The 15110-nt window shown below is 57.1% G+C and carries 13 protein-coding genes; 7 read left to right on the forward strand and 6 right to left on the reverse strand.

Annotation, left to right across the window (positions count from 1 at the left end):
- The first annotated feature begins 24 nt into the window (after positions 1 to 24).
- The 7 genes from J9880_RS17635 (at position 25) to J9880_RS17665 (ending at position 8517) form a co-directional block, all read left to right on the forward strand.
- Complete coding sequence (locus J9880_RS17635; protein WP_232769679.1) at positions 25 to 1893, forward strand: ABC transporter ATP-binding protein; 1869 nt, start codon at positions 25 to 27, stop codon at positions 1891 to 1893.
- A 36-nt stretch (positions 1894 to 1929) separates the two neighbouring features.
- A complete protein-coding gene (locus J9880_RS17640) occupies positions 1930 to 3474 on the forward strand; it encodes a glutathione ABC transporter substrate-binding protein (RefSeq protein WP_232769680.1) in 1545 nt (514 codons plus the stop codon).
- Positions 3475 to 3846: 372 nt separating this feature from the next.
- A complete protein-coding gene (locus tag J9880_RS17645) occupies positions 3847 to 4767 on the forward strand; it encodes an ABC transporter permease subunit (protein WP_119824949.1) in 921 nt (306 codons plus the stop codon).
- A 9-nt stretch (positions 4768 to 4776) separates the two neighbouring features.
- The gene (locus J9880_RS17650; RefSeq protein ID WP_119824947.1) at positions 4777 to 5688 is read left to right on the forward strand and encodes an ABC transporter permease subunit; all 912 of its coding nucleotides are present in this window, start codon (positions 4777 to 4779) and stop codon (positions 5686 to 5688) included.
- Between the two features lie 30 nt (positions 5689 to 5718).
- Complete coding sequence (locus J9880_RS17655; RefSeq protein ID WP_232769681.1) at positions 5719 to 6798, forward strand: DmpA family aminopeptidase; 1080 nt, start codon at positions 5719 to 5721, stop codon at positions 6796 to 6798.
- Positions 6798 to 7619, forward strand: coding sequence for a M55 family metallopeptidase (locus J9880_RS17660; RefSeq protein ID WP_232769682.1), 822 nt, complete (start codon positions 6798 to 6800; stop codon positions 7617 to 7619). The genes J9880_RS17655 and J9880_RS17660 overlap by 1 nt, the downstream gene beginning before the upstream one ends.
- Positions 7620 to 7626: 7 nt before the next feature.
- Positions 7627 to 8517, forward strand: coding sequence for a LysR family transcriptional regulator (locus J9880_RS17665; protein ID WP_119824941.1), 891 nt, complete (start codon positions 7627 to 7629; stop codon positions 8515 to 8517).
- Positions 8518 to 8696: 179 nt separating this feature from the next.
- Here the strand turns inward: J9880_RS17665 and J9880_RS17670 are convergent, their stop codons facing one another.
- The 6 genes from J9880_RS17670 to J9880_RS17695 form a co-directional block, all read right to left on the reverse strand.
- The gene (locus tag J9880_RS17670) at positions 8697 to 9785 is read right to left on the reverse strand and encodes an iron-containing alcohol dehydrogenase family protein (protein WP_131694471.1); all 1089 of its coding nucleotides are present in this window, start codon (positions 9783 to 9785) and stop codon (positions 8697 to 8699) included.
- Between the two features lie 64 nt (positions 9786 to 9849).
- Positions 9850 to 10704 carry a MurR/RpiR family transcriptional regulator gene (locus J9880_RS17675; protein ID WP_119824937.1) on the reverse strand — a complete coding sequence of 285 codons (855 nt, stop codon included), beginning with the start codon at positions 10702 to 10704 and terminating at the stop codon, positions 9850 to 9852.
- A 3-nt stretch (positions 10705 to 10707) separates the two neighbouring features.
- On the reverse strand, positions 10708 to 12027 hold the full coding sequence (locus tag J9880_RS17680) for an MFS transporter (protein WP_131694480.1): 1320 nt from the start codon (positions 12025 to 12027) through the stop codon (positions 10708 to 10710).
- A gap of 192 nt (positions 12028 to 12219) precedes the next feature.
- Complete coding sequence (locus J9880_RS17685) at positions 12220 to 12558, reverse strand: hypothetical protein (protein WP_095922172.1); 339 nt, start codon at positions 12556 to 12558, stop codon at positions 12220 to 12222.
- 105 nt (positions 12559 to 12663) lie between these two features.
- Entirely contained in the window at positions 12664 to 13428 is a 765-nt protein-coding gene (fhuF, locus tag J9880_RS17690; protein ID WP_131694473.1) for a siderophore-iron reductase FhuF, read from the reverse strand.
- Between the two features lie 132 nt (positions 13429 to 13560).
- Positions 13561 to 14475 (reverse strand): dihydrodipicolinate synthase family protein, encoded by a 915-nt coding sequence (locus J9880_RS17695; RefSeq protein WP_095922170.1) that lies wholly within the window; start codon positions 14473 to 14475, stop codon positions 13561 to 13563.
- Between the last annotated feature and the right edge of the window lie 635 nt (positions 14476 to 15110).

Raw genomic sequence — 15110 nt, forward strand, 5'->3', positions numbered from 1 at the left:
AACCTATAAAGGAGGCGTTTATTGATGACAGTGCCCATTTTGCAGATTAACGATTTGTCGGTGACATTTTCCGGCCGGCAAGGCAAAACGCAGGCGCTGAAAGGCGTTTCCTTCTCTATTCATAAAGGTGAGGTGGTGGCGGTGGTCGGCGAAAGCGGCTCCGGTAAATCCGTCACCTCACTGAGCGTCATGGGGCTGTTGCCGGATTCGGCACACATTGACGCCGGCAGCATCGAGTTTTTTGGCCGTAACGGCATGCGTCATGCGCTGACCTCGCTGTCGGCTGAATCGCGGCGCAAACTGCGCGGTCAGGAAATGTCGATGATTTTTCAGGAGCCGATGACCTCGCTCAATCCGGTCTTGCGGGTTGGCGATCAGCTGACGGAAGGGCTGCTCGATCACGGCATGGCGAACAAAGCCACCGCGCTGAACAAAGCCCGCGAACTGCTGAAACAGGTGCGCATTCCTGACGTTGACCGCATCCTCAAATGTTATCCGCACGAACTTTCCGGCGGCATGCGTCAGCGTGTGATGATCGCGCAGGCGCTGGCCTGCGATCCGGCGTTGCTGATTGCCGACGAACCCACGACGGCGCTGGATGTCACGGTGCAGGCGCGCATTCTGCAAATTCTGCGTGATCTGCAACGGGGCACCGACATGTCGGTACTGTTTATCACGCACGACATGGGCGTGGTGGCGGAAATTGCCGACCGCGTGGTGGTGATGTATCAGGGCAAAGTGGTGGAGCAGGGCAGCGTGACGGAAATTTTTGCCAACGCGCAGCATCCTTATACCCGCGCGCTGCTGGCCGCCGTGCCGAAACTCGGCGATATGCAGGGGCTGAAATGGCCGCGCCGTTTCCCGCTGTTAGCCGCCAAAACCGCTCAATCTGTTTCATCCGAAAAGCAATCGGTTGCAGGTGATCTCCCTCACATTCCTGCGGCAGAGGACGATCAGAAAACCGCGAATTACGATGCGCCACCGTTACTGGATGTACGCGGACTCCGCGTCTGCTACCCGATCCGCTCCGGCGTATTGTCGCGTGTGACCAAAGAAGTGCACGCCGTGGAACAGATCGACTTCTCCATCTGGCCGGGCGAAACGCTGGCGCTGGTGGGCGAGAGCGGTTGCGGGAAATCCACCACCGGGCGCGCCATCCTGCGGCTGGTGGGCAGCCAATCCGAAAGCATTCATCTTGAAGGCCGGGAAATTACCCTGATGCGCGACACGCCGTTTCAGGCGGTGCGCCGTCAGATCCAGATGGTGTTTCAGGATCCGTATGCCTCGCTCAATCCGCGTCTCACCGTCGGATTTTCCATTGCCGAACCGTTATTACTGCACGGCCTGAAAAAGTCGCTGGCCGATGCCACGCCGGTGGTGAATCAGCTGCTGAAAAGTGTCGGGCTGGAACCCTCCCATGCGCGGCGTTATCCGCACGAATTTTCCGGCGGCCAGCGTCAGCGTATTGCCATCGCGCGCGCAATGGCGTTGCAGCCGCAGGTAATTATTGCCGACGAAGCGGTGTCGGCGCTCGATGTGTCGATTCAGGCGCAGGTGGTCAATCTGATGATGGATCTCCAGCGCGATACCGGCGTGGCGTGGCTGTTTATCTCGCATGACATGGCGGTGGTGGAGCGTATCGCCAACCGCGTAGCGGTGATGTACAGCGGGCAGATTGTGGAGATTGGTCCTCGCGATGCCGTGTTTAGCAATCCTCAACATTCCTATACCCGACGTCTGCTCAGTTCGGTGCCGGTGGCGGATCCGACGCAGCGTGCGTTACGCAATTTTGATGATGTGGAAGTGAAATCGCCGGTGCATCCGGCGGGTGTACAGATAGAAAAACTCAAATATTCCCGCGTCAGTGAACATCACTGGGTCGCACAGGGATAACTCACCTTTCTTTTTTGGGACACACAGGAGAACACCATGCATTCGACCTTACTGCGTAAGAGCCTGCTTGCCGCCGGACTGGCGCTTTGCTTCGCGGCCTCGGCTCAGGCCAAAGATTTGCGTATTTCCATGTATGCCGACGTGACCGGTTTCGACCCGCACGACACCACTGATACCCTGAGTTATTCCATCCAGAGCGGCATTTTTGAACGCCTGTTCCAGTTCGACAGCAAAATGGCCGTCGTGCCGGTGCTGGCGACGGATTACACCAGTAACAGCGATGCCACCGAATTCACCATCAATCTGCGCCACGATGTGACCTTCCAGGATGGCACGCCGTTCAATGCTGATGCGGTAAAAGTTAACCTTGATCGTCTGGCGAATCCGGCTAATCACCTGAAACGCAACTCCCTGTTCAGCATGATCAAATCTGTGGAGGTGATCAGCCCGTATCAGGTCAAAATCACCCTCAACAAACCGTTCGGCGCGATGATCAACACCCTGGCGCACCCGTCAGCGGTCATGCACAGCCCGGCGTCGTTAAAACAATACCCGAACGAACAGGATCTGAGCGTACATCCGGTCGGCACCGGTCCGTTCAAATTTGTCGAATGGCAGCAGGGTAAAGACGTCAAACTGGTGAAATATGACCACTACTGGCAGAAAGGCTGGCCGAAAGTCGATTCAGTGACGCTTTACCCGACGCCGGAAGATTCCACGCAGGTGGCGAAACTGAAATCCGGCGGCGTGGATGCGGTCTATCCGTTGCCGTCCGATCTGGTGGATACCGTGAAAAGCGATCCGAAGCTGGATATCGCGCAGGATCCGGGCATCTATCTGTATTACATCGCTTTCAATACGCAGAAAAAAGAGTTCTCTGATGTGCGCGTCCGTCAGGCGATCAACTACGCCATCGACCGCAATCTGTGGCTGAAAGTCGGTTTCGCGGGGCTGGGATCGCCGTCAACGTCGCCGTTGCCAAAAAACGTTCAGTTCTATCAGAAACAAACCACGCCGGATTACAGCTACAACATCACCAAAGCCAAAGCACTGATGAAAGAAGCCGGATACGAGAAGGGCTTTGACGTGGAAATGTGGAGCTCAAACAAGACCGACCGTATCCGCAGTGCGCAGTTCCTGAAACAACAACTCTCCCTGATTGGCGTGCGCGTGAAACTGGTGCCGATGGATTCCGGTTCGCTCAACCAGCGTCTGTGGAGCACGCCGAAACCGGCGGATGCGAAAGTGGAAATGTATTACGGCGCATGGTCGGCGTCGACCGGTGACGCGGACTGGGCGCTGCGTCCGCTGTTCGCCACCGAATCCTGGATCCCGTCGGCGTATAACGTCTCTTATTACAGCAACAAACAGGTGGATGCGGCGATCACCGCCGGTCTGCAAACGGCTGACGTCGAAAAACGTAAAGCGGCGTATGCCGATGCGCAGAAACTGCTGTGGGCCGATGCCCCGGTGGCCTATCTCGGCGTGCCGGATAATCTGGTGGGGAAAAGCAAAGATCTTTCCGGCGTCTACATGCTGGCCGACGGCTCGCTGATCTTTAACCAGGCACAGTTTAAGTAATTTTTTTGGCTCCCGGCGCGTAAGCAGATTTTGGTCGGCTCCCTCCCCTGCGAAGGGGAGGGTTGGGGTGGGGTATTAAGGTCAAAAACTGATGTTAAGGTTTGTTTAAACAGGGTGTTAGCCTTTAAAACCCCCTCCCAACCTCCCCCTTCGCAGGGGGAGGAGCAAAGGGCAAAACCAATGTATGTTCCGGTCTGCTTCCCCCTTCGCAGGGGGAGGAGCAAAGGGCAAAACCAATGTATGTTCCGGTCTGCTTCCCCCTTCGCAGGGGGAGGAGCAAAGGGCAAAACCAATGCATGTTCCGGTCTGCTTCTCCCTTCGCAGGGGGAGGAGCACACCACCATCAATATTCAGGTTCAGGGAAACCCTTTTATGCTGACCTATTTTATCCGCCGGATACTGGAAATGATCCCCGTTTTACTGGTGGTGTCGTTACTGGTTTTCGGCTTTATCAAGCTGCTGCCGGGTGACCCTGCGCGTATTTACGCCGGTCAGGATGCGCCGATTGAGGCGGTTGAGTCAGCACGGCAACTGCTTGGCCTTAACGATCCGCTGCCCGCGCAGTACTGGCACTGGCTGGATGGCATGGTGCACGGCGATCTGGGCACGACGTATCGCACGCGTCAGCCGGTGTTAAGTGTGATTGAAAGCGGTTTTATGCCAACGCTGTTGCTGGCGCTGGCGGGCTTTGCGTGGTCGGTGGTGCTCGGCCTGGTGATTGGCGTGGTGTCAGCGCTCAAACGCGGAAAATGGCAGGACTGGACACTGATGAGCATGGCGGTCGGTGGAATTTCCATGCCGCCGTTCTGGCTCGGATTGCTGCTGATCCAGTTTGTCGCCATGCCGTTCGGGATCTTCGCCGTCAGCGGCTTTAACTCGCCCGCTGACATTATCTTACCGGCGATCACCCTCGGTTCGTCAGTGGCGGCGGTGATGGCGCGCTTCACCCGCTCGGCGTTTCTCGATGTGGCGCAGGAAGATTACGTGCGCACCGCCAATGCCAAAGGATTACGTGCGCGGCGGGTGACGTGGAAGCACATCATGCGCAATGCGCTGATCCCGATTATCACCATGCTTGGCTTGCAGTTTGGCTTTCTGCTCGGTGGTTCGATTATCGTCGAAAGCGTGTTCAGCTGGCCGGGGCTGGGCTGGTTACTGATCGAATCCATCAAGACGCAGGATCAGCCGGTGATCCAGGCGCTGGTGATGCTGTTTGTGTTTGAATTTATTCTGATAAACCTGCTGGTTGACCTGCTTTACGCGGTGGTCAATCCGGCAATCCGTCTGCGTTAGGAGCTGCTCATGACCGATCCTGTCTCTGTGCTGGAAGAAACCACACCGGCTGCGGTAGCCTCGCAAAACGATGATATCCGTTCGCCGTGGTACGACTTTTTTCATACCTTTATCCGTCATCCGATGGCGCTGGTCTCAGGCGGATTTATTCTGCTGCTGGTGCTTGTGGCGATATTCGCGCCGTGGCTGGCCCCTTTCGACCCGATGACGCCGGACTGGATGGCGCTCGGCGTCGGACCCACGCCGGCGCACTGGTTTGGCACGGACGATTTAGGGCGTGATGTCCTCAGCCGTATCATTTATGGCGCGCGGATCTCCCTGTACGTCGGCATTTTCTCGGTGACGCTGGGGATGATCGCTGGCGTGTTACTCGGCTTGCTGGCAGGGTATTACGGCCGCTGGCTCGATATGCTAATCATGCGCGGCTCCGACGTGCTGTTTGCCTTTCCCGGCATGTTGCTGGCGATCGCGGTGGTCGCGATCCTCGGGCCGGGGCTGAACAACGTGATCATCGCGGTCGCGGTATTCAGCGTGCCGGTATTTGCCCGCATCGTGCGCGCCGCCACGTTATCGATTAAACAAAGTGCCTACGTCGAAGCGGTTCGCTGCGTAGGCGCACCGGACAGGGTGGTGATTTTGCGCCATATTCTGCCGGGTACGCTGTCGAATGTGATCGTCTATTTCACCATGCGTATCGGCACCAGTATTCTGACGGCCGCCAGCCTGAGTTTTATCGGTCTGGGGCCGGAACCTGACGTGCCGGAGTGGGGCAATATTCTGGCGATGAGCCGCAATATGATGATGGCGGGAAAATGGAACGTCAGCGTGTTCCCGGGGCTGGCGATATTCCTCACGGTTCTGGCATTTAATCTGCTGGGCGACGCGCTGCGGGATACGCTGGATCCTAAACTGAAAAAGTAATAGCCACTGAACAGCTGAGACGGAAAACTGATGCATCCGCAACAACATAACGATGAATTTCAGCAGCAGGCGCTGTCTGCCTTGCTGCAACGCTGGCGCACCGCGCGTCAGATTTTCCGCCCGCGATTTCCCTGCGGCGCGACCAATAGCATCACCGACGTCGCCGGAGTGACCGTCGGTCACAGCACACTGTCGGCGGGGGATGTGCAGACCGGCGTCACCGCCATAGTGCCGCCCGGCGACAATCTTTATGAAAAACCGCTGCCATGCGGTGTGGCGGTGCTTAATGGTTTCGCCAAACCGATGGGGCTGATTCAGGTGACGGAGCTGGGGGAACTGCAAACGCCGGTGCTGCTCAGCAATACTTTTGCCACCGGCACCTTGTTCAATGCGCTGGTGAAACGCAGCTGTCAGCAGTTTCCGCAGATTGGCCGCCCGGACGCCACCATTAATCCGGTGATCCTCGAGTGCAACGATTTCTATTTAAACGATATTCAGGCGATGGCGGTCAGTGAAGACGACGCGCTGACCGCACTCGACGGCGCGACAAAAACCTTCGCCCGTGGCAGCGTGGGGGCAGGACGCGGCATGAGTTGCTTCGGTTTAAAAGGCGGCATCGGCACCGCCTCGCGCTGGTGCGAAACCCTCAACGCGACATTAGGCATCCTGGTGCTGGCCAATTTTGGCAAACTCTCAGAACTGACGCTCGACGGCGTGCGGGCAGGCGAGGCCATCGGCGCAATACTGCCGCAACTGGCCCCGCAGGTGGATGCCGGTTCAGTCATTATTGTCATGGCCTGCGACCGTTATCTCGACAGCCGCCAGCTCGGACGTATCGCCAAACGCGCCGGTGCCGGGTTAGGACGGCTGGGCAGTTACTGGGGGCACGGTTCAGGTGATATCGCGCTGGCGTTCTCGACGCAACGTGACGGTGTCACGCTGGCCGATGCCGAACTGGAGCCCCTGCTGGCGCTGGCGGCAGATGCCACAGAACAGGCTATTATTGATGCCTTACTGAGTGCAGAAACCGTCTGCGGATTCGACGGACATTACCGGCTGGGGTTGAGTGAAATTCTGGACGCTCTGGCAAACCAAAAAGGGAACGACTGATGAAAGTGTTTATCTCTGCGGATATTGAAGGCATCGCAGGCGTGATGCGCCCGGAACAATGCAGTCCGGGCAACGCCGATTACGAGGCCGCGCGGGCCCTGATGGAAGGCGAAGTTAACGCCGCCATCGACGGCGCTTTTGCCGGTGGCGCGATGGAAGTGACGGTGGCGGACAGCCACGCGATGATGCAAAACCTGCGCGCCGATAAAATCGACCCGCGTGCCCGTCTGGTGCAGGGTAAACCGCGCGGATTGTCGATGGTCGAAGGGTTGCAACAACAGCAATACGACGGACTGATGTTTATCGGCTATCACACGGCGGCGGGCGAAAACGGCGTACTGGCGCACACCATCAATGGCCGTGCCTTTTACCGTGTCAAACTCAACGGCAACGTGGTCGGTGAAAGCGACTTATACGCCGCCGCCGGTGCGGAACTCAATGTGCCGTTGTGGCTGGTGACCGGCGACGATCACCTCGAAACCTGGATCCGCCGTTATTACCCTGAATCGCAATATGTCTGCGTCAAACGGGCGATTTCTGCCAATGCGGCCGAATCCGACAGCCCGTCCATTGCCTGCGCCAAAATCCGCAAACAGGCGACGATTGCCGTCAGCAAACCCGCACCGCTGACCGCCGCAAGATTCAGCGCGCCTTATCATCTTGAGCTGATGACCGCCAGACCGGTGCTGGCGGATTTATTCTGCCTGATCCCCGGTGTGGAGCGTCTCGATGCCGTCACCGTGGGTTATCACAGCCCGACGGTCGCCGGGATTATCAGCCTGTTAAGTGCCTTCTCGTACTTAGCAACCACGCAGAAATAGGGCCGCAATGCGCTTACGCCACATCGAAGTGTTTCAGGCGGTCTTACAGGCAGGCAGCGTCAGCGGCGCGGCGCGTTTGCTCAATGTGTCGCAGCCGAATGTCAGCCGCGTGCTGAATCACGCCGAGCAGCAACTGGGCTTCACGTTGTTTGACCGCACGCCGCAGGGATTAATCGTGACGCCGGAAGGGCGGCGGTTAATGCCGGAAGTCGAGGCGCTGTTCAGCCATATTCAGGCCATCGGCGAACTGGCGGAACAGCTGCGCCAGGGCGAAGGTCAGCACGTGCGCATCGGCTCGGCGCATGCTCTCGGTCACAGCGTGATGGCGCCGGTGCTGGTGGATTTTCGCCGCCAGACGCCCGGCGGCAGTGTCGAACTGGTGACCGGACATTTCAACACCCTGAGTCAGGATCTGCTGCAATACAAAATGGATTTCGCGCTGGCATTTGGCGAGCAGGCCACGCAGGAACTGGTGGCCGAGTCGATTTATCAGGGCAACATGGTCGCGCTGTTACCAAAAGATTCAGCCGTCGAAGGGCCGGTCTCACTGGCGTGGTTATGTGAAAACGATCTGCTGATGTTGCAGCAACAGGATCCGCTGGGTCAGGTGCTCAACCGCGTCCTGCGCGAAAACGGCCTGATGCCGCATTCGGCGCTGTTTATCAAAACCTACTCGGTGATCGCCGACATGGTGCTGGCAGGCGGCGGTGTCGGTGTGGTCGATACCTTTACCGCCCGGCGGTATGTCGATCAGCTGAAGATTGTGCCGGTGGTGGAACCGCTGCCGTTCGAGGTGATTTTGCTGAGCCGGCGGGATCAGCCTGCGTCGCAGGCTTCGAACCGGCTGAAACAACTGATCCGGAGTAAGCTGTGGGATCTCAGAATTCAGGGAGTCTGAGCCTTACTCCCTCCCCTGCGAAGGGGAGGGTTGGAGTGGGGTATTAAAGTATAATCAAAGGGTTGATGTTAGCTTTACTCTGGTGTTAGCCCTTAAAACCCCCTCCCAGCCTCCCCCTTCGCAGGGGGAGGAGCAGAGTCATGGCCGCTTTAGCCCTGTCGTTACGGGCATGCCAAAATCTAATTAATTTTCGCCCCCAGCCTTTCCACTCTCTCTATGGCGGCCCGAATTTCCGCAAACTCCACTTCCCACGGCATGTTCGCCATATCCGGCGTGCTCAGGCTGCGGTCGATAATCACGGCCAGATCCTGCTCTGTCAGACCCGGTGCGATATGCGCGAGCTGTGTCGGGACGGCACTGGCGCGGGCCAGCGCGATGGCGGTCAGCAGTTCTTCGTCACTGCGTTTTTCCAGTGCCAGCAGGCACAGGTTGCCGTAACCGACCAGCAAACCGTGGGCGACGTGGCGGGTTTTCGGGCAGGCGGTGAAACCTTCGTATAATGCATGGGAAGCGCCGGTGTGTGCGCCGTTACTCATGATGGAGGTCAGTCCGGCGTAGAGGAAAATGGCGTCGAGCACCTGTTCGAGCGCGTTGTTGGCTTTGCCGTCCTGCACCGCAAAACAGGCGTCAGCGGCAAAATGCTCGATCAGGGTATAACACAATTCACTGTTGGTTCTGGCGACACCTGCCAGACCGGTCAGCTGACTGAGATCGCTGATGGCGCGGTATTCGTACCATTTTGCCAGCGTATCGCCGATGCCCGCCGAGAGCCATTGCAGCGGGGCGGTGGCCAGTAAATCCGCGTCGATGACCGACGCCGCCGGGCCACAGGATAACGGCATCATGTCGCGGAATTCACCGTCCTGATGATAGCGAAACGCCAGTGAAGTCACCGCTGAACAGGTACCCGCAATGCTCGGCAATGTCACCACCGGAATATTGCAGGTCACGCCCGCGGCTTTGGCGGTATCCAGCGCCTTGCCGCCGCCGGTGGCGATAATCACTTCTACGCCCTGCGTGCGGAACACATCGGCCAGTCGGTTGATCTCTTCCTGACAACAGACGCCGCCAAAAATCTCGCTGCCGAGATAGCTGACCATTTGCTGCTCAAGCTGATCGGCGACTTTCGCCTCGACGCTGGCAATGGCGCGTTTGCCGCCCACTAACATTGCCCGCTGGCCTAAACGTCCGCACATCGCGCCCAGATGTTTAATGGCGCCGCGCCCGCGCAGGACGCTGGCAGGAAATACCAAACGATGGGTGAACATGCATGCCCTCATAAACCGGAGTGTTTTAAGAAGTATAGAAGGCGCGCAGGGGAACGACAGAATATCAGCGGCGGCGCTGATGCACTGCGTCGTGGGTTTTGCGTAAGGCGTCGCGTGCACCGGGCAGACGCTGGGCGATACCGATGAACAGGCAGTCGATCAGCAGTAACTGGCTGGTGCGGCTCGCCATCGCGGCGGCGCGAAAACCCATCTCGCGGTTGCTGGTTCGCAACACGACATCGGCTTTGCGGGCGAGGGGAGCACGGCCATTGGCGGTGATCGCCAGCGTGGTTGCGCCTGCGGCTTTTGCCAGGACAAGCGCGTCGATGACATCTGTGGTCTGGCCCGAATGGGAAATCGCCAGCGCGACATCACCCGCGGCAAGCTGACAGGCACTGACCAGACTTTCATCTGTGCTGCCGTAGGTTCTGGCGTCAACGCCGATGCGCCGCAGTTTCTGGCAGAAATCCTGCGCCACCAGCGACGAGGCACCCGCGCCATAAATATCAATCCGCTGCGCCTGTGAAAGAAAACGCACCGCCTGCTCCAGCGTCGCGGCGCTGAGTAACTGCGTGGTTTCGGTGGCGCCTTTGACCTCGAATTCCAGCAACTTTTGCAGGATCTGTTTGGGCGAATCATGGTCGCCAATATCGGCCGCCAGCGGCATGTCGGCGGGCATAGGGCGGGAGGATTCAGCAGCTAAGGCCAGCCGCAACGCCGGATAGCCGCTGAAACCCAGCCGTTTACTGGTGCGCACCACCGTGGCAGTGCTGGTTTCGGCGTATTTCGCCAGTTCCGTCACGCCCATTTTTGCGACCTCCGGCGGATCGCGCAGGATGATGGCGATGATGCGCTTTTCCGCCGGTGAAAAACTGCCCTGTAAGGCATCGAGACGCGACTGTAAGTTGATGTCCTTCATTGCTTATTCGTCCAGATCACGCAGGTGGTCGTCTTTGCGCAGGCTCATCAACGCAAACAGGCTGACCACGCAGGTGGCGACCACGTAATACGCCGGAATATCCAGATTGCCGGTCTCTTTAATCAGGCCGGTGATGATCAGACCCGCACAGCCGGAAAACACCGCATTCGACAAGGAATAAGATAACCCCAGCCCGGTATAACGCACGCGGGTCGGGAACATTTCCGCCAGCATCGCCGGACCGGGACCGGCAATCATGCCGATCGTCGCCCCGGCAATCAGCACCGCAATGCCCTTCGCCAGCAGGCTGCTTTCCGGGTTTTGCAGCAGATGCAGCAGCGGGAAACTCAGCACGATCACCGCGAAAACGGCGATCATCATCACTTTCTTACGGCCAATTTTATCGCTCAGCCAGCCGGAAGGCAGAATCGCCAGCGCAAAGCCGACATTCGCCAGTACCGTCGCCACCAGCGCCTGTAAAAAGGTGGCGTGCAGGGAGGTTTGCAGATAAGACGGCATGACGACCAGGAAGGTATAACCGCCCGCAGACCAGCCCATCATGCGGCCAATCCCCAGCGCGATGGCTTTGGCGGTGGCGACCGCAGAGGCTTTTTCTGCAGTGGTTTTCTGTGCTGTCGGTTCGGCTTTTTTACTGGCAACAAAGGTCGGTGTTTCATCGAGTTTCAGACGCAGATACAACGCCACCAGCCCCATCGGCAGCGCCAGCAGGAACGGAATGCGCCATCCCCAGTCTTTCATTTGCGCTTCCGGTAACCACTGCACCAGGATGGCGACCAGCGCCACGCCGGTCAGCAACCCCAGCGACACGGTAAACGACTGCCACGCGCCATAAATACCGCGTTTGCCTTTCGGCGCAAATTCGGTCATCAGCGACACCGCACCGCCGAATTCACCGCCCGCAAATAATCCCTGGAACATGCGCATCAGCGTCAGCAACAGCGGCGCAGCCACGCCAATCTGGGCGTAGGTTGGCAGCAAACCAATGATCGCCGTGGCCAGCGTCATCAGCAGGACGACGGCAATCAGCGTCGGCTTGCGGCCAATGCGGTCACCGATGCGGCCAAAAATGATCGCGCCAACCGGGCGGCAGAAAAACGCCAGCGCGAAGGACGCGTAAGTGAGCAGTAAACCGGTCATCCCGGTCTGGCCTTCCAGAGTGAAAAAGTTACCGGCGATCAGCGTCGCCAGATAACCGTAAACGCCGAATTCATACCATTCGATAAAGTTACCCACCGAACCGGCGACGAGCGCGCGGCGTGACTGGCTGGCGGTGGCAGGGGAAATCTGTCCGGTGCGGGTCATCATTAACCTCTTCAGAAAAGGAACATTGTTATAAGAATAGGATGTAAATATTTTTCTAAATTTCTGAGGTTATTATGTCAATAATTTTCATGTATTGAACAAAATTAAAGCGGGAAGTGTGGGGTCAGGCAGGTTTTTTGGCATAAAAAAAGCTGCGCCCCGAAAGGTGCAGCTTGTTGATAAGCGGTGTCGTTACAGCGTGTGGATGTCGATCCCGTCGCCGATATTGCTTTTCTGGTAGTACGCCCGCGGGACTTCGACCTGATACTGCTTGTCTGCGTACGCGACTTCCAGAATAAAACGTTCGTTTTCATAGGATTCCACCGGAATGAACCCAAAGAAACCTTCCGTTACGCTGATCGTCCGGCTGGACGGAATGGCATAACGATGAACAATCCTTGCTCTGAGCGGCTGTTGCTTGCCGGTTAACGTGTTCCATACGCGGTTAACGGGTTGCGCCAGAGAAACCATCACCTCTGAGGCCAGCGAGTTAAGAGCGGAGGGCCAGCTCTTCGGTGTTTTCATAGTCATGATAAATACCTCGTTGGTCTATATAACCCAATTCTTATAATTATCCGCGGCTAAGATCCAATCTTTTTTTACGCTAAGCTTAGTCAGGTTTTGTAAGTGTTTGATTTATTCGGCGACGGTTTTGCGCCTTTTGCCAGATTTGCGTTCTGCTAGCAATAAGGGACAGGAAGGGCACATGGCGTGATCCTCCAGATCGTAGCGCAGGCAGCACTGTTTACGGTATTGCGGGCTGTCGGGGTCGGAAGGGTCTTCGGCGCGCATCGGCTGGAATAACGGATTTTTGCCGCCATTGCGCAGCTCGCGTGATTCCATCAGTTGCATGCCATCCGAGATGTCCGCATGGACCAGTTCGGCCTGCTTCACACCCCAGCCGACGCGGATCGCCGCGTTGCTCCAGTAAATGCCCGGTTTCAGACCGGAAAATTCAGCCAGTGCTTCGCAGACAGGGCGTAAGTGGCGTTCGATCATCACATCAAAGCGTGCCATCGGTTCTGCGGAGATCAGCGCTTCGCCTTCGCCGTCCAGATAAATTTGCGCAGGCAGACCTTCTTCCTGCATGCACAGATAGACGTTTTCAGCGGCGATAGGCAGTTGCCAGCCATGGCGCAGGGACACAATCACCCAGCTTGGCAGCAGGGTGGCGAAATACCATTGTGACCACATCGAAATACGCGCGCGTCGTTTATCGCACACTGCGGCATCGGCCGCATTGGCATCCAGATAGCGTTTAAGCACGCTGGCGCAGCCTTCGGCGGTCATCAGCAGTGACATCGGCACCGCATTGGTCACCAGCGGTGACATCGGTTTGAAAGTATCTGCAACCCAGCTGACCGGCGTTTCGCGGAAACTGTCGAGGAGTGTTTGCATCATTACGTTATGAAAGTCATTCGGCTCGATAAATCATGCGAATAGAGTAACGAATATTAAAGCGGAATAGTAATGATTTCGATTTAGATTGAGGGTTTTTGCCTCCCGCAGTGAAGGGGAGGCGCAGAGGAAGCGTTAGCCGACGACACTGACGCCCGCTTGTTTCAAAATCTCACGCACAATCTTTTGTTTGTCATTGCTCAGCGGCAGCGCCGGTTTCAGTGAATACACCGGCATATCGCTGATGACTTGTGAAATGGCGTATTTGATGACGTTGTAGATCGGCGTATCCAGCGTGTAGAGCGGAGGCAGGAATGACAGACGTTGTTGCAGTCCGACGGCGGTGGCGAAATCTTTCTCTTTAAATGCGCGGTAAATTCCGCAGGTCAGTTGCGGGGCGAAGTTGGCGCTGGCGGGGATCGCGCCGTCGCCACCGAGGATCAGCGTGCCGAACAGATATTCATCGTACCCGGAGAACACGGCGAAATCCGGGCGCTCCGGTTTCACGGCCTGTATCGTTTCGCGGATATGGTTCAGGCTGTCAACGGTGTCTTTCAGGCCGACAATGTTCGGGCATTCCAGTGCCAGACGTTTGATCAGACTGACGGGCAACGGCTGGCCGGTCAGCCCCGGATAGTTGTACATGATCACCGGCAAACCGGCGCCTTCAGCAATCGTGCGGTAATGCAGATATAACGCTTCTTCAGTTATCGGGTTGTAATACGGGTTCACCACCACCACGCCGTCGGCACCGACGCTTTTTGCATGTTGCGCAAAAGCCAGCGTTTCAGCCGTGCCCGGATGCGCCGCACCAATCAATACCGGCACACGTCCGGCAACGTGTTTCGTGCAAAACTCAGCCACTTCATGACGCAGTGCCTGAGACATATGCGCAAATTCCCCCGCGCTGCCGAGGAAAAACAGGCCGTTCACGCCGCCTTCAATCGTAAAATCAATCAGACGCGCCATCCCCTGACGGTCAAGTTGCTCATTTTCATTCAGGATCGTTGCGACAGGGGGGATCACGCCATGAAACAGTGGACGGGTCATACATTCGTTCTCCATATGAAAGTGCACAAAACTCAACACTCCATTTATAGAACGCTGTTTCAAATATTTATAGCGATGGGATCGAATTACATAGATTTAGCGAATATTTGGAAGGGAAGTCACAAAGATGGCGGTAACTCCCTACCCACAGGGAAAATTTCACCTGGGTAGGCGGTGAAACACGGTCAACTCCCTCCCCTGCGAAGGGGAGGGTTGGGGTGGGGTATTAAGGTCAAAAACTGATGTTAAGGTTTGTTTAAACAAGGTGTTAGCCCTTAAAACCCCCTCCCGGCCTCCCCCTTCGCAGGGGGAGGAGCAGGGCAAAACCCGCTCGCGGTGCAGAGTGAAACACGGTCAACTCCCACCCCTGCGAAGGGGAGGGTTGGGGTGGGGTATTAAGGTCAAAAACGGATGTTAAGGTTTTTTTAAACAAGGTGTTAGCCCTTAAAACCCCCTCCCGGCCTCCCCCTTCGCAGGGGGAGGAGCAGGGCAAAACCCGCTCGCGGTGCAGAGTGAAACACGGTCAACTCCCTCCCCTGCGAAGGGGAGGGTTGGGGTGGGGTATTAAGGTCAAAAACCGGTGCTAAGGTTTGTTAAAACAGGGAGTTAGCCCTTAAAACCCCCTCCCGACCTCC

It is taken from the genome of Rahnella victoriana (genome assembly GCF_021276285.1).
In the GTDB taxonomy this organism is placed as follows: Bacteria; Pseudomonadota; Gammaproteobacteria; order Enterobacterales; family Enterobacteriaceae; genus Rahnella; species Rahnella victoriana.